Origin of the sequence: Vannielia litorea (genome assembly GCF_018424695.1) — a bacterium.
Taxonomy (GTDB): Bacteria; Pseudomonadota; Alphaproteobacteria; order Rhodobacterales; family Rhodobacteraceae; genus Vannielia; species Vannielia litorea_A.
Window position 1 is genome coordinate 23,729 of record NZ_QTNQ01000003.1, and the last position, 19,258, is coordinate 42,986.

Annotated in this window: 19 protein-coding genes; 5 read left to right on the plus strand and 14 right to left on the minus strand. The window is 66.6% G+C overall.

Annotation, left to right across the window (positions count from 1 at the left end):
* Positions 1–20: 20 nt before the first annotated feature.
* The 8 genes from DYI42_RS02030 to secG form a co-directional block, all read right to left on the minus strand.
* A complete protein-coding gene (locus tag DYI42_RS02030) occupies positions 21–761 on the minus strand; it encodes a transporter substrate-binding domain-containing protein (protein WP_213544248.1) in 741 nt (246 codons plus the stop codon).
* 34 nt (positions 762–795) lie between these two features.
* Positions 796–1,533 carry a transporter substrate-binding domain-containing protein gene (locus tag DYI42_RS02035; protein ID WP_213544249.1) on the minus strand — a complete coding sequence of 246 codons (738 nt, stop codon included), beginning with the start codon at positions 1,531–1,533 and terminating at the stop codon, positions 796–798.
* Positions 1,533–2,324 carry an ABC transporter ATP-binding protein gene (locus DYI42_RS02040; RefSeq protein WP_342344591.1) on the minus strand — a complete coding sequence of 264 codons (792 nt, stop codon included), beginning with the start codon at positions 2,322–2,324 and terminating at the stop codon, positions 1,533–1,535. Before DYI42_RS02040 ends, DYI42_RS02035 begins: the two co-directional genes overlap by 1 nt.
* A 95-nt stretch (positions 2,325–2,419) precedes the next feature.
* Positions 2,420–3,166: a PhnD/SsuA/transferrin family substrate-binding protein gene (locus DYI42_RS02045; protein WP_213544250.1), complete on the minus strand. Its 747-nt coding sequence runs from the start codon at positions 3,164–3,166 to the stop codon at positions 2,420–2,422.
* Positions 3,167–3,169: 3 nt separating this feature from the next.
* The gene (locus DYI42_RS02050; protein WP_213544251.1) at positions 3,170–3,610 is read right to left on the minus strand and encodes a TerB family tellurite resistance protein; all 441 of its coding nucleotides are present in this window, start codon (positions 3,608–3,610) and stop codon (positions 3,170–3,172) included.
* A 107-nt stretch (positions 3,611–3,717) separates the two neighbouring features.
* The gene (locus DYI42_RS02055) at positions 3,718–4,161 is read right to left on the minus strand and encodes a TerB family tellurite resistance protein (RefSeq protein WP_213544252.1); all 444 of its coding nucleotides are present in this window, start codon (positions 4,159–4,161) and stop codon (positions 3,718–3,720) included.
* Positions 4,162–4,183: 22 nt separating this feature from the next.
* Entirely contained in the window at positions 4,184–5,827 is a 1,644-nt protein-coding gene (locus DYI42_RS02060) for a CTP synthase (protein WP_213544253.1), read from the minus strand.
* 231 nt (positions 5,828–6,058) lie between these two features.
* Positions 6,059–6,433: a preprotein translocase subunit SecG gene (gene secG, locus DYI42_RS02065; RefSeq protein WP_213544254.1), complete on the minus strand. Its 375-nt coding sequence runs from the start codon at positions 6,431–6,433 to the stop codon at positions 6,059–6,061.
* 295 nt (positions 6,434–6,728) lie between these two features.
* On the opposite strand from secG, the gene DYI42_RS02070 reads away from it, so the two are divergent.
* Positions 6,729–8,024: an adenylosuccinate synthase gene (locus DYI42_RS02070; protein ID WP_213544255.1), complete on the plus strand. Its 1,296-nt coding sequence runs from the start codon at positions 6,729–6,731 to the stop codon at positions 8,022–8,024.
* Positions 8,025–8,036: 12 nt separating this feature from the next.
* Entirely contained in the window at positions 8,037–8,252 is a 216-nt protein-coding gene (locus DYI42_RS02075) for a DUF2842 domain-containing protein (RefSeq protein ID WP_213544256.1), read from the plus strand.
* Positions 8,253–8,526: 274 nt separating this feature from the next.
* On the opposite strand, the gene DYI42_RS02080 is transcribed toward DYI42_RS02075, so the two are convergent.
* Positions 8,527–12,201 (minus strand): hypothetical protein, encoded by a 3,675-nt coding sequence (locus tag DYI42_RS02080; RefSeq protein WP_213544257.1) that lies wholly within the window; start codon positions 12,199–12,201, stop codon positions 8,527–8,529.
* A 138-nt stretch (positions 12,202–12,339) separates the two neighbouring features.
* On the opposite strand from DYI42_RS02080, the gene DYI42_RS02085 reads away from it, so the two are divergent.
* The gene (locus tag DYI42_RS02085; protein WP_213544258.1) at positions 12,340–13,020 is read left to right on the plus strand and encodes a thiamine diphosphokinase; all 681 of its coding nucleotides are present in this window, start codon (positions 12,340–12,342) and stop codon (positions 13,018–13,020) included.
* Here DYI42_RS02085 and DYI42_RS02090 read toward each other — a convergent pair.
* The 3 genes from DYI42_RS02090 to DYI42_RS02100 all read right to left on the minus strand — a co-directional run bounded on the left by DYI42_RS02090 (position 12,950) and on the right by DYI42_RS02100 (position 15,450).
* On the minus strand, positions 12,950–13,882 hold the full coding sequence (locus DYI42_RS02090; RefSeq protein WP_213544259.1) for a DMT family transporter: 933 nt from the start codon (positions 13,880–13,882) through the stop codon (positions 12,950–12,952). The genes DYI42_RS02085 and DYI42_RS02090 overlap by 71 nt on opposite strands.
* 52 nt (positions 13,883–13,934) lie before the next feature.
* Positions 13,935–14,363, minus strand: a complete 429-nt coding sequence (locus DYI42_RS02095; protein ID WP_213544260.1) for a YqaA family protein — start codon at positions 14,361–14,363, stop codon at positions 13,935–13,937.
* 136 nt (positions 14,364–14,499) lie between these two features.
* A complete protein-coding gene (locus DYI42_RS02100; protein WP_213544261.1) occupies positions 14,500–15,450 on the minus strand; it encodes a murein L,D-transpeptidase catalytic domain-containing protein in 951 nt (316 codons plus the stop codon).
* Positions 15,451–15,794: 344 nt separating this feature from the next.
* Between DYI42_RS02100 and DYI42_RS02105 the strand changes: the two genes are divergently transcribed.
* Positions 15,795–16,292, plus strand: a complete 498-nt coding sequence (locus DYI42_RS02105; RefSeq protein ID WP_213544262.1) for a hypothetical protein — start codon at positions 15,795–15,797, stop codon at positions 16,290–16,292.
* A 62-nt stretch (positions 16,293–16,354) separates the two neighbouring features.
* Here the strand turns inward: DYI42_RS02105 and DYI42_RS02110 are convergent, their stop codons facing one another.
* Positions 16,355–17,572 carry a M24 family metallopeptidase gene (locus DYI42_RS02110; protein ID WP_213544334.1) on the minus strand — a complete coding sequence of 406 codons (1,218 nt, stop codon included), beginning with the start codon at positions 17,570–17,572 and terminating at the stop codon, positions 16,355–16,357.
* A gap of 160 nt (positions 17,573–17,732) precedes the next feature.
* Here DYI42_RS02110 and DYI42_RS02115 point away from each other — a divergent pair, with 160 nt between their 5' ends.
* Positions 17,733–18,386, plus strand: a complete 654-nt coding sequence (locus tag DYI42_RS02115) for a pyridoxamine 5'-phosphate oxidase family protein (protein WP_213544263.1) — start codon at positions 17,733–17,735, stop codon at positions 18,384–18,386.
* A gap of 90 nt (positions 18,387–18,476) precedes the next feature.
* On the opposite strand, the gene DYI42_RS24135 is transcribed toward DYI42_RS02115, so the two are convergent.
* Entirely contained in the window at positions 18,477–19,199 is a 723-nt protein-coding gene (locus tag DYI42_RS24135) for a thermonuclease family protein (RefSeq protein WP_244867418.1), read from the minus strand.
* Positions 19,200–19,258 lie beyond the last annotated feature (59 nt).

Consider the following 19,258-nt stretch of genomic DNA (forward strand, 5'->3'; position numbering starts at 1 on the left):
GCCCCTCGTGTCTCAAGGCGTTATTCGAAGGTCAGCGCCTGGTCGCCGAACCACTTCACGATCATCTCGTTCAGCGTCCCGTCGTCCTTCATCGTGCCGATCGCGGCGCTGAGCTTTTCCTTCAGCTCGGTGTCGCTTTCGCGCACGCCGATGCCAATGCCGCCGCCGAGCGGCACGTCATCCCCCACGAACATCAGCTCGCCGCTCGATTCCTCGACCACCGGCACGAGGTAGTCCTTGTCGGCAAACACCGCGTCGGCCTCGCCGTTGCGCACGGCGGCCACTGTCTCTTCCGGGGTGGCGAACTCGAGCAGCGTGGCGCCGCCCTCTGCGACGTGGCCGGCCTGGATGGTGGCCGTCTGCGCGGCGATCACGCCGCCCTCGAGATCCACATCCTCCGAAGCGGCCACATAGCTCGACTCGCTGGGCGGGGTGTAGTTCTGGGTGAAGTCGATCACCTCGTCGCGCTCATCGGTGATGCTCATGCCGGCCATGATGATGTCGTAGTTGCCGGACACCAGGTTGGGGATGATCGAATCCCAGTCGTTCTTCACCCACTCGCAGGTCAGCTCGGCGCGCTTGCACAACTCGTCGCCCAGCTCCTTCTCGAAGCCGTCGATCTCGCCCGCGTCGTTGATGAAATTGTAGGGCTCATAGGCGCCCTCGGTGCCGATCCGCACCGTCATGGCATGGCTCTCGGCAAAGGCCGCGCCAGCGGTCAGGGCCATGGCCGTGCCAAGGCTCAGAATGGATTTCAACATGGTATAACTCCCGTTGGTCTTTGTTTTGCTTTGTTCATTCCGTGCCGTCTCCGGCCTGGAACCACTTTTCGGCCATTGCGTCGATGCTGCCGTCGGCGAGCATCTCGGCAATGGCGGAATCGAATGTGCGGCGCAGCGCCACGTCCTCCTTGCGGAAGGCGGCGGCGGTGTCGCCCGAGGGGATGCCGAAGACATCGGCAATCTCCACCTTGCCCCCGCTGTTGCGCGCCACGCCTTCAAGGAAGGCCTGCGGGCCCAGCACCTCATCCACCCGATGGGCGAAGAGCGCCTCGACGGCGGCCACCAGCGAAGGGTAGGTCACCACCCTATGGCCCATCTCTCGGGCCCAGTCCTCGTGGATGGTCGCGCCCTGCACGGCCACGCGCGCCGTGTTGGTGCCCGGCTCGCCGCTGCGCACAAGCACCGCGCTGGCCGTGCTGCCGCCGACCTCGTAGCCCATCGAGAAGGCCACCAGGCGGGCGCGCTCGCTGGTCACCGCCATGCCGGCCATCACCACGTCATACTTTCCGGCCACGAGGTTGGGCAGAATGCTCTCCCAGTCGTTCACGACCCACGCGCAATCCAGCCCCGTACGGCGGCAAATCTCGTTGCCCAGCTCGATGTCGAAGCCGCGCAGGCTGCCGGCCCGGTCGCGGAAGGTATAGGGCGGAAAGGCCCCCTCGGTGCCGATCCGCACATCCTGCGCTGCTGCCGTCTCGGTCGCGCCGAGCGCCAGCACCGCCACCAGGGCCAGGGCGGGCCGCCACGCCATCAGGCCATCTCGCCGCTGTGCGACAGAAACTGCCACAGCCGCTCGGATTTCGGCGCTCCGAAGAGCGCATCCGGTGCGCCCTCTTCCTCCACCAGCCCCTTGTGAAGAAACAGCACATGGTCGCTCACGTCGCGCGCCATCCGCATGTCATGGGTGACAAGGATCATCGTCCGGCCTTCCTCGGCCAGCGCCTTGATCACTTTGACCACCTCCTGCTCCAGCTCCGGGTCGAGCGCGCTTGTCGGCTCGTCGAACAGGAGCGCCTCGGGCTCCATCGCGAGCGCCCGGGCAATGGCGGCGCGCTGCTGCTGCCCGCCCGAAAGCTGGGCCGGGTAGACATCGGCCTTGTCGCCGATCCCGACCTTTTCCAGGTAGCTCCGCGCGGCGGCCTCCACCTCGGCGCGGTCGCGCTTCAGCACCGTTACCGGCGCCTCCATCACGTTTTGCAGGATGGTCATGTGGGACCAGAGGTTGAACTGCTGAAACACCATGGAAAGGTTGGTGCGAATGCGCAGCACCTGCCGCGCGTCAGCAGGCCGCCGGGCCGGGCCCTCGCCCTTCCACCGCACCGCCTCGCCGGAAAACAGGATCTCGCCCTGCTGGCTGTCTTCCAGCAGGTTGGCGCAGCGCAGAAGGGTGGATTTGCCCGAGCCGGAAGAGCCGATGAGCGAGATCACCTCCCCCTTGCGGGCGCGCATATCAACCCCCTTGAGCACTTCCAGGCTGCCATAAGCCTTGTGCAGGCCACGGATCTCGATCACGGGGTGCGGGTTGGGTACGCTGTCTGGCACGGGGCCTCGTCTTGCCGGTTGCAAGCCCGGAGTAGGGCGCAGAATTGCTGCGATTGCAAGTTGGAAGGGGCCTTGTTTCCGCCGCGTCCGCCTGTTCAGGCAGCAGGTGCCTCCGGAATGGGCATCGCGAGATACACCTCCGGCCCCAGCCACACCGCCCCCTGCACGCCAAGGGTCTCCCGCGGCTGCGCGTCGAGCAGCTGCACCGCCTCCTCGACGGCCCCGGCGATCTCGGAGGCATTCTGCCCCGGCGCGCAGATCAGCGGCAATCCGGGTGTCGGCGCGGTGCGAAAGTGCTCCTCCAGTTGCCCGGTCACCGGCTCCCAGCGCCCGAACATCGCCCATGTCTGCGCGTCGATGCAGGCCCAGTCGGCCCGGCCCTCGGCCACCGCATGGGCCGAGGCCAGATGCGCACCGGTCGAGAGCACGCCGCTGACCCGCGCCCGGCCCTCGGCCATCACCTCCCGCGCCGTGGCCCAGCCCGATTGCGAATTGCGGCTGTTGTATGCCACCACGCCTTCGGGGGTCCCACCGGGGCGGGTGACGACCACGGAGTTGTAGTGGCCCGGCGGGCAGCCCGGCAAAGCGTGGTCGAGGGTGGTCACGTACTCCACCTTGCCCCTGAGCCGCCCGCGCCAGGGCAGCGAACAGCACTGGCCCAGAATCATCTCGGGCGATTCCCACAGCTGCCAAAGGCTTTCCGGAGCTTCCAGCGCCTCTGGCAGATCCTCGGCCAGCGCCGCGCCGCGCGCGATGATGCCATCGCGGATGAGGCCCCAGAAGAGGTTGAGCGCGGGCTCCGTCTCGGCCCGCAGATACATCGGCAATCCGGCCCGGAGCATCGTTTAGCGCCCGGCTTCCACGTTCTGGCGGGCGATGTTGCTGTCGCGGTCGTTCACGCCCAGAAGGTTGGCGATGAGCCGCATCAGCGCGTCTTCCTCCTCGTCGCGCCGTCCGTCGGCCAGCACCACGCGCCAGACATCCGCGATCACCCCGCGCCGCGCCTCATAGGCCACCGCATCCTTGATTGCCCGGGTAAAGCGGACCGTGTCCGAGGCACCCGCCTCCAGCTCTTCGGCCTCGCGCAGCACCTCCGCCGCCTCGAAGGGCGAGCCGCCGATCCAGCGCTGGGTGATGCCCCGGATCATGTCCTTCTCACTGGCCGCATAATCGCCATCGGCGCGCGCGACCCGCACCAGAAGGGCTGGGAGGGCCACCTGCGGCTCAACATCGCTGGGGGTGGTATCGGTTTCGCCGGTCAGGCGCCTGATGAGGTCTCCAAACATGAGAGGAGATATAGCCGCCCCTGTGCGCACTGCAAGCCGCTCCTCGGGGCCCGTCGACCCCTCCTCGCAGCTGCGATGAGGCCCGCAAGGGCCGAAGAGCTGCCCCCTCAGCCCAGGTAGCGCGCCTCCAGCGCCGCGGCATCCGCCTCGGCCACCCCCAGCGCCCCGGCGGCAAAGCCGATCATCTCGGCCTCCTCCGGCTTTTCCTCGCCATCGGCCATCACCACCTGCCAGAGCGCGTCCAGCACCTCGACCCGCTCATTGTAGCTCACCGCATCGCGGATGAGCCCGGTGAACACCTCCGTCTCCGGCGCCTGATGCTCCAGCTTCTCCGCCGTGGCCCGCAGCTTCGCCGCCTCCACCGGGTTCAGCCCGAAGTGCGCCGAAAGAAATTTGTCGATCCGCCCGATCTCGCTGGCCTGGTAGCTGTGGTCACTCTTCGCCATCCGCACCAGCAGGGCGGCCAGGGCCAACCGCGAATCCAGCGGCGGCAGCACCTTGTCCGCGGCCTTTGCCGTGCCCGTCAGTCGTTGCAGAAATTCCGTGAACATAAGCGCCCCCGCGTCTCTCGCCTCACACCAACCGCGAATTCTCCACCGCCGCCCGCACGAAATCGGCAAACAGCGGATGAGGCGCGAAGGGCTTGCTCTTCAGCTCGGGGTGAAATTGCACCCCGATGAACCACGGGTGATCCTTCACTTCCACGATCTCGGGCAGGCGGCCATCCGGGCTCATCCCCGAAAACGCCAGCCCGCTCTCCTCGAGCTTGTCCTTATAGGCGATGTCCACCTCGTAGCGGTGGCGGTGGCGCTCATCGATCGCGGTGCTGCCATAGATATCGGCCACCTTGCTGCCGCCCTTCAGCACCGCGTCATAGGCCCCAAGCCGCATCGTGCCGCCTTTGGCGTCGGTCTTCTTGCGCTTCACCTTCTCGTTGCCCTGCACCCACTCCTTGAGATGATAGACAACTGGCTCAAAGCGCTTCTTCCCGGCCTCATGGTCAAACTCCTCGCTGCCTGCCTTCTCCAGCCCGGCAAGGTTGCGCGCGGCCTCGATCACCGCCATCTGCATACCAAGGCAGATCCCGAGGTAGGGCACCCCGCGCTCGCGGGCGAACTGCGCGGCCTTGATCTTGCCTTCCGTCCCGCGCTCGCCAAAGCCGCCAGGCACCAGGATTGCGTGGAACCCTTCGAGGTGCGGCGCGGCATCCTCGCGGTCGAACAGCTCGGCGTCGACCCACTCGATCTTCACCTTCACCCGGTTGGCCATGCCGCCATGGGTCAGCGCCTCGGCGATGGACTTATAGGCATCCTCCAACTGGGTGTATTTGCCCACGATGGCCACCTTCACCTCGCCGTCGGTCTTGTGGATGCGGTCGTAAACGTCTTCCCAGCGGCTGAGGTTGGGGCGCGGGGCAGGGGAGATCTGGAAGGCATCCAGCACCGCCTGATCCAGCCCTTCGCGGTGATAGGCCAAGGGCGCCTCATAGATGCTCTTGAGGTCGGGCGCGGCAATCACCGACTCGGGCCGCACATTGCAGAACAGCGCCAGCTTCTCCCGCTCCTTCTTCGGAATCGCGCCCTCGCCCCGGCAGACGAGAATATCGGGCGCGAGGCCGATGGAGCGCAGCTCCTTCACCGAGTGCTGCGTCGGCTTGGTCTTCAGCTCACCGGAGGCCTTGATGTAGGGCAGCAGGGTGAGATGCATGAAGATGCACTGCCCGCGCGGCTTGTCCTGCGCGAACTGGCGGATCGCCTCGAAGAAGGGCAGCCCCTCGATGTCGCCCACGGTGCCGCCGATCTCGCAGAGCATGAAATCCACCTCGTCCTCGCCGATCGAGATGAAATCCTTGATCTCGTTGGTGACATGCGGAATGACCTGGATGGTCTTGCCGAGGTAGTCGCCCCGGCGCTCCTTCTCCAGCACGTTGGAATAGATCCGACCGGAAGAAACCGAGTCGGTCTGCCGCGCGGCCACCCCGGTGAAACGCTCGTAATGCCCAAGGTCGAGGTCGGTTTCCGCGCCATCGTCGGTCACGAAAACCTCGCCATGCTCAAACGGGCTCATCGTGCCCGGATCGACGTTCAGGTAAGGGTCCAGCTTGCGCAGCCGCACCGAGTAGCCGCGCGCCTGCAAGAGCGCCCCCATGGCCGCCGAGGCGAGGCCCTTGCCGAGCGAAGAGACCACACCGCCGGTGATGAAAATGAAACGTGCCATGTGGTGTGGAACTCCCGTGTATTCGCCTTGAAATGCGCCGCAGCGCGGGCTCAAACCACGCTGCATCACGGGATTTGAGATATAAAAGATTCGCGCGGCAAAGTCCATGCCTGCCGCAACATGATGTTGGGTTTCGTCGGGTCGCCCCAACGGGTTGTGGTCGGTTTTTCAGGTGGGTCGCCCGCCGCCGGCGCGGGCCGGCGTTCGGGCGTTCAGGGTGCGCGGTTGCGCTTAGTCGGCGGCCTGGGGCACCAGCGGCGCGTCGCCGTCCGCCGAAGGCGGCAGCAGGTCTTCGCCCGCGGGCAGAGCGCCTTCGCTGGCAGGGGCCTCGCCCTCGTCGGTTTCGGTGATCCGGCTGACCACCGAGGACGAGCCCGCATCGGCCGCGGCCAGAATGGTGAGCGCAATCGAAGTGCAGATGAAGGCAATCGCGAAGATCCAGGTGAGCTTGGCCATGGCCGTCGCCGCCGCGCGGCCGCTCATAACGCCGCCGCCACCACCGCCGCCGCCCATCGAGCCCATGCCGCCCTCGGAGCGCTGAAGCAGCACCACGCCAATCAGGCAGAGCGCCAGAATCAGGTGGACGATGAGGAGGACGTTTTCCATGTAGCTTTCCCGCGTGGTTCGGCGGGCTATCTAATCCCTCCCGACCCACGCCGCAACCCCTCGCCGCCCCAGCCTGTCTGTGCCTTTTCCGCTTGCACTGTGCCACCGCGCGGGGCGGCCCGGGGCTATGCAGATGTGCAGCCCGCCTTCTCCGTGGGTTCCGGCTGGTCGCACGGTGGGCGCCGGGCATCCTTTTGGTCGAAGGATGGCCCGCGCGGGCTGTTGCATATTTGAGGTTTCACCGCACCGCCCGCCCCGATATACGGGCGCGGGCTTTCCATGCAGGAGATTCATCATGGCCAATGTCGTCGTCGTCGGCGCCCAGTGGGGTGACGAGGGAAAAGGCAAGATCGTCGACTGGCTCTCGGAGCGGGCCGATGTGATCTGCCGCTTCCAGGGCGGGCACAACGCAGGCCATACGCTGGTGATCGACGGCGAGGTGTTCAAGCTGCACGCGCTGCCCTCTGGCGTGGTGCGCAAAGGCAAGCTCTCCGTCATCGGCAACGGCGTGGTGCTCGATCCCTGGCACCTGCTGAAAGAGATCGAGACGATCCGCGCCCAGGGCGTCGAAATCACCGCCGAAACCCTGATGATCGCAGAGAACACGCCGCTCATCCTGCCGTTCCACGGTGAGCTGGACCGGGCGCGCGAGGAGGCGGCGAGCAAGGGCACAAAGATCGGCACCACCGGGCGCGGTATCGGCCCGGCCTATGAGGACAAGGTGGGCCGCCGTGTGATCCGCGTGGCCGACCTTGCCGATGACGCCACGCTTGAGGCCCGGGTGGACCGCGCACTCCAGCACCACAACCCGCTCCGCAAAGGCCTGGGTGTGGAAGAGATCGACCGCGAGGCGTTGCTGGCCCAACTCAAAGAGATTGCGCCGGGCATCCTCGAATATGCCGCCCCGGTCTGGAAGGTGCTCTCCGAGAAGCGCAAGGCGGGCAAGCGCATCCTCTTCGAAGGCGCCCAAGGCGCGCTTCTGGATATCGACTTCGGCACCTATCCCTTCGTGACCTCCTCCAACGTGATCGCAGGTCAGGCGGCCACCGGGGTCGGCATGGGGCCCGGCGCGGTCAACTACGTGCTCGGCATCGTGAAGGCCTACACCACCCGCGTCGGCGAGGGGCCGTTTCCGACCGAGTTGCACGACGATGACGGCCAGCGGCTGGGCGAGCGCGGCCACGAGTTTGGCACCACCACCGGGCGCAAGCGCCGCTGCGGCTGGTTCGATGCCGCGCTGGTGCGCCAGACCTGCGCCATCTCGGGCATCAACGGCATCTGCCTCACCAAGCTCGACGTGCTCGACGGCTTCGAGACGCTGAAGATCTGCGTGGGCTACGAGCTGGACGGCAAGACGCTCGATTACCTGCCCACCGCCGCCGACGAACAGGCCCGCTGCACGCCGGTCTACGAGGAAATGCCCGGCTGGTCGGAGAGCACCGAAGGCGCCCGTTCGTGGAACGATCTTCCGGCGGGGGCGATCAAATACGTCAAGCGGGTGGAAGAGCTGATCGGCTGCCCCGTGGCGCTGCTCTCCACCTCGCCGGAGCGCGAAGATACCATCCTCGTCACCGACCCCTTCGCGGACTGAGGGGGCAGGGCGATGGCACTCAGCTACAAGGCGCGCCGCCGCTGGTCGCTGGTGATCCTGCTGGTCGGGCTCCCGCTCTACATCGCCTTCGCATGGTGGATCACCAGCCTGCTGCCCGACCTGCCCGTTCTGGTCGAGCTGCTGGTCTTCATCGTGCTCGGCGTCGCCTGGACGATCCCGGTGCGCAAGGTGTTCTACGGTGTCGGCAAGGACGACCCCGACGCCTGACCTCTCAGGGGCGCGGCGCCCACAAGGCGCCACACCCGCCGCGCCTCGCTGCAAGCATCATGGCCGATACGCACCCGCCGCGCGCCCTGTGACAGGCTGTTGCCAAACGGCGCGCCCATGCGGGCGCATTCCATTTTTTGTTGAAGCACCCAGCCTGCTCGTTCTGCGCAGGCGCCTGCTGTTGGCCCGCGTGGCTGACCGCTGAAACGACGAGGCGGGGCGCGCCGCACTGGCCGCCCCGCCCGAACTCGATACCGGACAAACGCCGGGTCGCTCAGAGCATCGCCCGGCGCTCCTCCTGTGTAAAGCGGGAGGCTTGAGAAAGGGTGAACTGGCCCCGGCTCAATTTGCGGATCTTGCCCTGGCGCAGGAGCTGACCGAAGGAGCGCAGGCTGTCTTCGCGGGTGAAGCTCTCCACGGTGCCGAGCTCCGCCACCTGCTGCATGATCTGCGGGTGCGAAAAGTGACCGTGGCCCTCTACGAAGGAGGTATAGGCCGCCGCGCACTCCAACAGCTCTTCCAGCCCCTCGGCGCCCATCTTGCGGGTGTATTCCTCGAAGCTGCTGGCCTCTGCCGCGTCCGCGCTGGCAGGCGCTTTCGCGGTTTTTCTGCCGGTGTCTTCGGCCGTCGCGTCGAGGCTGTGGTCGGTCACCCGACGGGGCCGCACCGGCGTGGCGGGGCGGGCGTCTGCCGCGGATGTATCGCCGGCATCGGTGCGCTGCTCGGTCACCAGCATCAGCGGCGAGCTGCCACGCGGGCGGCGGGTCTCGGACTTGCGCAGAACCGGGCGACGCGGGCGGGCGGGCCTTGCCTCTTCGGGCGTTTCCGCCGCGGCCTCCTGCGGCTCCTGCTCCTGCTGCACCGGGGCCTCTGTGGCTTCCGGCGTCGCGGCGGGCGCTTCGGCCTTCGCCTCTTCCTGTGCAGGGGCCTCCGGTTCGCGCAGCGGGCGCACCACCGAGGCGAGATCGTCGCGGTAGGCGCGGGCCTCGTCATTACCGTCGTTCAGTCGGTCGCCTTCGGCCTTGGTGGCGGCCACGGCGGCCTTGAGGTGAGCGATGGCCGAGCGGCGACGCTCCATCTCGGGGCCACGCATCTTGCCCTCGGTCTCGCTCATCAGCCGGTCCATCTTGGCGTCGGCCTTCTCGGTCTCCACGATCCGGTCGCGGCGGAAGCGCGCGGCCTCGTAGCGGGCCTCGCTCTGGGCATCGGCGGCCATCTTCGCCACCAGCCCTTCCACGTTGCTCCCGGTTCCGTCGCCTTCCACGTCGCCGTCCGCATCTTCTGCCGCTTCGGGCTGATCTTCGGACTCGGCGGAGGCCTCTTGCGGCGTGGGCTCGTCCTGCTCCAGGTCGATCACCTCCGAGGCCAGTTGCTCAAGCGCTTCAGGGGCCATGTCGCCATCTTCGGAGCTCTCTTGCGCGCCACTGGCGGCTTCGGGCTCGGCCTCGGCGTCATGCGCGGGGTCAGCCACAGCGTCAGTCTCTGCTGCCACTCCGGCCTCTGCTTCCGCCTCTGCATCAGCCTCAGCCTCAGCCTCAGCTTCTGCTTCTGCGTCCGCCTCAGGCTCAGCCGCTGCTTCTGGCTCAGCTGCCGCTGCCGCTTCTGCGGCCTCCTCGGCTTCGGTGAAGGCTGCGATCTCGGCTTCCAGCCCATCATCTGCCTCGGCCTCGACCGGGGCCTGCGGTTCGGCCGGTTCCGCTTCCGGCGCCTCGGCGCCCAGTTCCTGTTCCACAGCGGCCAGCTCGGCCAGAAGCTCGGCTTCGGCTTCCGGGGACAGGCTGCTTTCACCTGCCAATTCATCCGTCGCCGCAGGGGCCTCGGCCTCCACCGCTGCGGTCTCTTCCACCGCTGCTGTTTCCTCGACTTCCTCCTCCGGGGCGCTGCGGCGCAGCCCGATCGCGGCGAGGGCGGAGGCCATAGCCGACCGCTTGACCTTGATCACGCGGGGGCGGCGCGGCGACACGGGCGCGGACTCTTCCGGCGCACCCTCGGCACCGGCCTGTTCCTGCGCCTCGGCTTCCTTCGCGTCGAGCCGGGCAAAGGCGGCGTCCAGCTCTTCTGCCTCGGCACTGTCCTCCTGGGCCGCGGGCTTGTCCTCGGCGTCGCTGTCCAGCGCTCCGAAACCGTAGTCCTCCTCCGAGAGCGCGCCGATCACATCGGCCATGTCGACCTCGTCACTCTCGTCCTGGCCCGTGGCTTCGGCAGGCGCGTCCGGGGTGCTGTCCTCGGCGGCTGTTTCGACCGGGTCGGTGCCCTCGGCGTCCTCGGTCGATGCTTCGGCCACAGGCTCGCGAACCTCCTCCGCCGACACGTCAACCGTGGCGGTGATCTCGGCGTCGGGCGCAGCGGTAACCTCGGCAGTCTCTTCCGGTGTGGATGCCTCGGCCGGGGCCTCTTCCGCCGCTGCATCAGCCGCGGTTTCGGAGATCAGGTCTTCCGGGGCCGCCTGGTCTGCGCCTGGCTCAAGCTCTTCCGCAGCGGTCTCTTCCACCACGGCTTCGGCAACTTCATCCGTCTCGGCAGGGCTCTCATCGTCGGCGGCTTCGAGCGTCTCTTCGACGGCCTCTTCCGCCCCCTCGCTGGCAGCGGTCTCCTCGGCGCGCGCGTCCTCGGCGACCACTTCGGCAGAAGCCTCCTCCGCCTCCGCGGCGGCTTCTTGTGCACCCTCTTCGGCAACGTCGCCGGCAGCGGGTTCACCCGCGGTGTCTTCCACAGGCGCGGCATCGACCATCTCTTCGGCCACAGCGTCGGCTGTGACTTCGGTATCGGCTGCCTCCTCGGCAGGGGCCTCCTCACCGGAGGTGCCGTCCACCGGCGCGGCGTCGACCGTCTCTTCGGTGACAGCCTCGGCCATCTCCTCAGCATCGGCCACCGCCTCTGCCGGGGCGTCCTCTCCTGCGGGCTCTTCAACCGGTGCATCGACCTCGTTCAGCGAAGCGAGCACGGCGGCGGTTGTGTCTTCGTCCTGCGCCTCTTCGGCGGCGTCGGCAGTGGCCTCGGCCACCTCCGTCACGCTGCCCTCGGGCAGGGCGGCGGGGCCTTCATCGGCGCTTTCGGTCGCAGCCTCGACCTCGGCTTCAACGGCAGCCTCACCCGAGGCGCTGTCTGCCGCATCTTCCTCCGGTACGGCCAGCGGCGCGGTGGGGAATTCCTCGGCCACATCCGCCTCGGCGGGGCTGGCGGCGGCATCGGCGAGGAAGGCCGCGACGGGCTCCTCTTCGATGGTGTCAGGCTGAAAGCCGGTTTCCACCACATGGCCGCTGTTCACCACGGCGCGGATACGCGCCAGCTTGGCGGCCACGCTGCTGCCCATTGCGGGGGCGACGGGGGCGGGCAGATCGGCATAGGGGTCGTCGGCATCCATTACCGAAAGCGGCTCGGGCTCGGGCGCCGGTGCGGGCAGCGCCTTGCGCTTGGACTTCTTGCCCTTGGACTTCTTGGGCTTCGACTTGCCCTTGACGCTGCGGCCCTGGGGGGCGTCCGTCACCTCAGCCTCAGCCTCAGCGGCGTCTTCCGTCTCGGCGTCCGTCTCGGACGAGGGGCCCTCGGCAGGGGCAGGGGCGGCGACATGATCCGAAACATCACCCGAAGGAGCAGCCTCCTCGGCGTCGGCCTCACTGGCCTCCGCCTGTGGCATCGCGGCGGAGGCGGGCTCGCGCGGGGCCTCGACGGCACTCTCCGCGCCACCGGCGCCCTCGGCGGCGCGCAGCAAGATCCCCGTGTCCGAAATCTTCGTCTCGACCCGGCGCTGAATCTCCTTTTCGGCGATGCGCTGAAGCATGTCGGCATCCGGCGTCGGAGGCTCCGCGCCGAAGTAGCGGTCGTCAGCGGCAAGATCACGGAAATACTCCGCGATTGCCTTCATCGTGCCGAAAGAGTCCTCAAACCCTTCCAGCGTGCACGAGAAGGTGCCGTAGGACACCGTCAGAATCTTGCTCGATCCGATCATCTTTGTGCTCGCTTTCTCATAGCCCAGCGGGGTCTGTTTACCATGTATTGGTTCGAGAGAAGCAACAGACTGGGGAATTTTAGGGTATGAGATTTGGGCTTCATTGTGACCCCGTCGCAAAGCGGGCATACCCTCCCCATGGCGCCGTTCCTCATCGATTCACCTGATATTATTACCCTTCTGGGTGGGGGCGAGGTTAACGACGCCTGCCTTAAGAACGCCTTAATCCGGGCACCCCGGCTGGTGGCCGCGGACGGCGGGGCCGATGCGGCGCTGGCGCGGGGGTTAATCCCCGAGGCCGTGGTGGGCGATTTCGACAGCATATCGCCCCAGGCCCGCACCAGCCTGCCGCCCGAATCCCTGCACCACGTTGCCGAGCAGGAGAGCACCGATTTCGAGAAGGTGCTTCAGCGTGTGCGCGCGCCCCTGCTGCTGGCGGTGGGCTTCCTCGGGCGGCGGCTCGATCACCAGCTCGCCGCGCTCACCGCGCTCACCCGCCACGCCACCCAGCCCTGCCTGCTGCTGGGCCGCGATGACATCGCCTTTGCCGCGCCGCCCGAGCTTGCGCTGGAGCTGCCACGCGGCAGCCGGTTTTCGCTCTATCCGCTGGCCCGGGTCACGGGCCGCTCGGAGGGGCTGGAATGGCCGATCGAGGGGCTCACCTTCTCGCCCTCGGGGCAGATCGGCACCTCGAACCGCGTCACCGGCCCCGTCCGCCTTTCGTTCGACGCGCCGGGGATGGTGGTGATCACGCCGCCGGAGGCGCTGGACGCTCTGATTGAAGGCTTTGCCGCCCGGCCCTCTGCTCGCGCCAGATGATGTAGAGCCCCGCGGCCATCGTCACCCCGATGCCCGCCAGCGCGAGCCCGTTGGGAAACTCCTTGAAGATCAGCCAGCCGACGAGGGTCGAGAAGGGAATCTCCAGGTATTGCATCGGTGCCAGCGTGGCGGTGGGGGCGTGGCGCAGGCTCCAGGTCATCAGCAGGTGCGCCAGGGTTCCGATGCAGCCCATCGCCGCGATCAGGGCCCAGGTGCGCGGGGCGGGGGAGACCACGTCGAACTCCGCCCAGAGCGTGCCATCGGCGATCAGCAGCAGCGGCGCCAGCAGGGCCGTGCCCATCAGCCCGCTCACCGATTGCATCGCCACCGGGTCCACATCGGCGCGCATCACCCGCGTCACCAGCATGAAGAACGAGAAGTTCACCGCAACCAGCACCGGAAGCAGCGCGGCCCAGCCGACCTCGACGAAGGACGGTTGGATCACCATGCAGGTGCCCACGAAGCCCACCGCGCAGGCCCCAAGCCGGCGCACACCCACCTCCTCGCCCAGAAAGGCCCAGCCCAGCAGCAGCATGAAGAACGGCATCACGAAGGCGATGGCCACCGCATCGGCCAGCGGCAGGAACCGCAGGCTCAGAAACATCGACCCTATCCCGAAGATATGCAGCACCGTGCGCAGCGCGGTGAACCCCAGTGCCCGGCGGCTCATCCGCAGCGTGCCGCCCGCGAGAAGCACGATCGGCACGAGGATCAGCGCCTGAATGGCAAAGCGGAAAAACACCAGCTGGCTCAGCGGCACATGCCCGCCCAGCAGCTTTGCGATGGAGTCGCCCAAAGGGGCCAGCAGGCAGAACCCCAGCATAAGCGTGATCCCGAGAAGAGGGCGATCGGCCTGTTGCATGACGGAGTCATATTTCGCCCCGCCGCCCCCGGCAAGGCCCCGCGCTGTGCCGCTATACCCAGGCCAGCGTCAGGGCGATCACCACCATGTAGCGGCCCGCCTTGGCGAGGGTGACAATCAGCAGGAAACTGGGCAACGGCTCCCGCAGAACCCCCGCCACCACCGTCAGCGGATCACCGATGAAGGGCATCCAGCTCGCCAGCAGGCTCCACCGCCCCCAGCGATGATACTGCGCCTCCGCCCGCGCCAGTGCCGCAGCGGAAACCGGAAACCAGCGTCGCCCCTGAAATTGCCGTAAAAAGCGCCCGGCCAGCCAGTTGACGACCGACCCCAGCACGTTGCCCAGCGTGGCCGCCGTGAAGAGCAGCGACACCGACAGGGCCGGATCGGTCAGCAGCCAGGCCAGCAGCACTTCCGACTGTGCCGGCAGCAGCGTGGCAGCAACAAACGCCGTGAGGAAGAGGCTCAGATAAGGTGTCACCGACGGGCCAGTGCTCCCGAACCGAGGGCGACCCGCGCCCCCCGGCCCCAATGCCCGCAGGTCGGGACCTGTCCCGACATCGGATGACAGGCAGGACCGCTAAGGCGGGACACGCCCTGCCGTTCGGGGCACAGCCTCACTGGCAGATCGGCAGCGGCTTTGCCTCGTAGTCCGGCAACGAGCGGCGCCAGCGGTTGATGACCGGCTGCAACTTCCGCTTTGGCCAGAAGGTCGGCGCGCCGATCTCGCGCAGGCAGGCGCCGTGCCAGTAAAGCCCGGCGCTTTCCAGCGAGGCCCGCGCCTTCACTGCCCGCGCCACCGCCTCGATATCCCGGCCCTCGGGGTAGATGTAAAGCGTCGTCGGGTTGCGTTCGACCAGCCGCAAAATCTCCCGCGTGGCCTCGCCCGACCACGTGGTGCAGCCGTTGCTCCGCCCCCCGGTATAATCCACCAGCCGCCCCACGGGCACATAGCCTTCCTCGTCGGCATAGGGGCTGGCCGGCTTCTTCATCCGGCACTGCCACTTCACGAAGATCGCCTGATGCCCGCCAATCGCCCGCTCGCGCGCGTTCGACGTCTCGCCGCGCCCGTCGAACAGCAGGAACGTCCGCCGAAACGGCGTCAGCTTGCCGGACTGACGCACGTATCCCTTGAACGAGGTCCGCGTCTCGGCGGTGATGTATTCGCCCCCCATCGTCAGCTTCGAGCCCTCGGCATTGCTGAAATGCCGCGCACATTGCCGCCCGTTGGCGAAATTCGCCTTCTGCAGCTTCCGCCCGTTGCCATGCCCCGAAGAGACGGCCCGAAACACCTTCTGCGCCTCGCAAATCGTATAATACCGGCGCGATCCGCCCGGCCGCGTGGCATCCATCGCCATGTAACAGGGGTTCTTCACCTGCCCCCGCCTGACCCGGTCCCGATAGAGCCCCCGCGCCCGCTCCAGCACGACCGGGGCAATCTGCCCCTCCCCGGTGCCAATATGGGGCGCAAGCCAGCCGGGAATGCCTGATTGCGCCGTGGATGGGCCGGACGCGAGGCCGGACAGGGCGAAGATCACGGCAGCGAAAATGCGCATTCTGCGTCTCATGAGGAACCTCCTGCTCGGTGGGCCTTCGGGGAGGGTAGCACAGGTCCGAACCGAAACGGCAAGCGCTTTCCTGCGAGACTGGCAAGTGAAGGTCACAGTGCAGCCAGTCTCTCCGGCTACAACGGACGACCTCTGCCTTTGCTCCATATTTCGAAGGTCATTATCCATTGTCGTGGTGCCGGATCACCCGAGCAACTAGCGGTTGTCCGCCGGTTCCAACCTGCCAGCACCCACAGGCTTGTGCGGTGTGCGACGCGCGACGATGCTCGTGGCACAGTCTGCATTACCAACGATCCCCGACTGCTTCCATTGCGTTAGGTCAATTTTGCCCCAGAGGATTCACCATGGTCTTTTTCCAACACAGTCGTTTTCCGAAATACGGAAGCTTCATCAGCGCTCAAATGACTCGCTTCGAAGATGACGAGCCATTCATATTCAAAGCCTATGTCACCGCGCTCCAAGGCGATCGGGACTTGGCGCGAAAGACGGTCAAGGACGGAGAGTTGCCGACTGTCGAGGTGGTCGAGATTCACCCCGAGCTTTGCAATTTCAACCTCAATTGGCGCAAGATGGCGCCCGGCTCCTTTTGCCCGGCATCGCCCTCGAAGATCCATATCCTGGAAAGCGAGGCCGAAGGCTACGAGAATGGCAATATCCCTGACTGGAAGGCCGCCCGCCTCCTGTTGCACGAACTGGTCCATTGGGCGCGCTACCACAAAGGCCTACCGAGCCGGATCTCCGGGTTCGAGGCCGGAGACATGTTCGAGTGGTTTGCACAATATCCTGGAGAGGGACGGCTGCCGCGCAATCATGACGACGGCGGGCCGGTCGAAACATTCTGAAGCGGCAAGTGCGGTTGCATCCTGTGTCACACTCCATGGCGCGACACTAGTAGATTATCGACCTACGGCTTCACCACCAACCCCGGCGGGGTGTTCGCCAGATACTCCGAGCTGGCATCGTTGATCAGCATCGTCTCGGTCAGCTCGATGCCCCCGTCGTCCAGCCAGAGCCCCGGCATGAAGTGAAACACCATGCCCGGTTGCAACTCCGTCTCGTCGCCTTCGCGCAGGCTCATCGTGCGTTCGCCCCAGTCCGGCGGGTAGGAGAGACCAACTGAGTAGCCGCAGCGGCTGTTCTTCTCGAAGCCGTAGCGGTTCAGCGTCTGTGTGAAAGAGCGGGCCACCTCCGAGCAGGTCGCGCCGGGCCGCGCCGCGCCCATCACCGCCGCCGTGGCGGCCATCAGCGCCTCCTCCGCCTTGCGATACTTGTTGGGCGGCTCGCCGAAAAACAGCGTCCGGCTCTGTGGGCAATGATAGCGCGCGTGGCAGCCCGCGATCTCGAAGAAGGTCGGCAAGCCGCGCGGAATGGGCGCGCCGTCCCACGTCAGGTGCGGCGCGGTGGCATCCATCCCTGAGGGCGTCATCGGCACGATCGCCGGGTAATCGCCCCAGGCCCCCCGCGTGCCCAGCGCCCCCGCCTTCAGGATCTCGGCCACCAGCGCGTTCTTCTGCATCCCCGGCTCGGCCACCTCGGCGATCACCGCGTGCATCTCGGTCACGATCTCGCCCGCGCGCCGCATATAGGCGATCTCGGCGGGGGATTTCACCGCCCGGCACCAGTTGACGAGGCCGGTGGCATCGCTCACCTGCGCATCCGGCAGGCCGTCGCAGAGGGCAATATGGGCGGCGGCGGAATAATAGTAATTGTCCAGCTCCACCCCGATCCGCGAGGTGCCGTGGCCCGAGTCGACCATGAGCTGCGCCAGCACCGTCATCGGATGCGCCTCGGGGTTCTGCACCAGCCAGTCCTCGTAGCCGAGGATGTGGTCATGGCTCATCCACACCGTCCGCTTGGCCCCGGCGGCATCCATCCCGCGGCCCCACCAGACCGGATCGTGCTTCAGGCTCACGATCACCGCCTGATGCACGTAGAACGACCACCCGTCATAGCCCGTCAGCCAGTTCATGTTGGAGGGGTCGGAAATGACCAGCACCTCCAGCCCCTTCTCCTCCATCGAGGCCCGCACGGCGGCGAGCCGCTCGTGGTATTCGGTGCGGGCGAAGACGAGGGCCGAGGAGGGCAGGGAGGCCGCCGGGGCGGCACCGCCCTGAAGCGCCATCGGGGCGGATCGGGTGTGAGGCTTGGTGGTCATGCGGCGAGAGTGGGGGAGAGCGCGCGGCGGGGCAAGCGGAAGATGCAGGCCCGCCTGCCTTGTCTCCCCGGTGGCTTCATGCCTCAATGGCGCCGCGCCACAGCCCGGCGCCCCGAGGGAGGATCACATGGCAGACGACACCCCGCTCAACCCCGATTACCTGATCACCGACGAGGCCGAGCTCGCCGCGCTCTTCCCGCCCACCCACCAGCTGGCGCTCGACAAATGCATGCCCGCGCTCGACGCGCATTCCCGCGCCTTCATCGCCCGCGCGCCCTTCCTCTGCATCTCCACCCAGTCGCCCGACGGGCTGGCCGATGTCAGCCCGCGCGGCGATCCGCCGGGCTTCGTCCGCGCGCTGGATGACCACACGCTGCTCATCCCCGACCGCCCCGGCAACAACCGGCTCGACACCCAGCGCAACATCCTCGCCAACCACGCCGTCGGCCTGCTCTTCATGGTGCCCGGCTTCGACGAAACCCTGCGCGTCAACGGCACCGCCCGCCTCACCCGCGACCCGGCGCTGCTGGCCACGATGGAGGTGCAGGGCCGCCGCCCCACCACCGCCATCGCCGTCACGGTGCACGAAGCCTTCCTCCACTGCGCCAAGGCCTTCCGCCGTTCGCGCCTCTGGGACCCGGAAACCCTGCAAGACCGCAAAGACTTCCCCTCCCTGCGCGCCATGATCCACGACCAGACGAAGGGGCGGCCCGCAGACCCGGCGGAGCTGGAAAAGCTGGATGCCGAACTGGAAGAGGCCTATCGGAGGTCGATGTATTAGGGGTGGTCACCAACCCGAACTGACCCCACCGACCAAACCGTGAAACAAGCCCAAGGCTGGCCGGGCGAGAGGGGTGAATGACGCGCCAAGTCACTCAGTCGAAGCGCTCTTTGCTTTCTGCCGAGCCTCGAACTTAGCCCAAACATGCATACGTCCCTTCTGTCGGGCATCCGCGAGCCAGAGCTTCTTTCGGGCGTCTTCGGTCTCCAAGCCCCGATAGATCCCACCTGAGAATTTCGGCCAGTCGATGGCCATGCCAATCTTGACCATTTCCGCAGAGATATCCCGCCCGTCGGGCAGGAAGCATTTCGCGACCGTGCGCCCGTGGTCATCGGTGTCCGTAATTACCGCCCGAATCTTCATGCCTTTGCACATAGCGACCAGTGCCCACTTGGCTTTCTTGCCGTAGGGGTGGTTCAGCTCGGGGGCATCAATTCCGAACAGTCTGATCTGGGTCTTGTTGATCGTTATAGTGTCTCCATCCACCACATACGCCGCGCCATGAATTTCGTTGTGATGTAGGCTAGGTCTGGCGCTGGCTTCATCGAAACGCGAGGCCTCGTCGAAACCGCTGGGCGGTGCCGGAGTCGATGTTGGAGCTGACTGTGTTGGTATAGCAGGATCCCGCGACGACGTGGCGTGTCGTTGTGCAGGTTTTCTCAGGGGCGGAGTGCGGTGCTGTTGCTTTGGCGATGAGAAGCCTTCGCGGATCGCTCGCTTGACGGCTCTCTTAGCAGAGCGTTTTGCGTTATTGATTGCGCCGCCTAGTAATAAAAAGAGAATGGCCCCAACTGCGAAAAGAAATATTTCCAAATCCCAACCCTCCCCAAAACAGGGAAAAGCCTAAAGATATCTAATCTATCAGCAAGGGC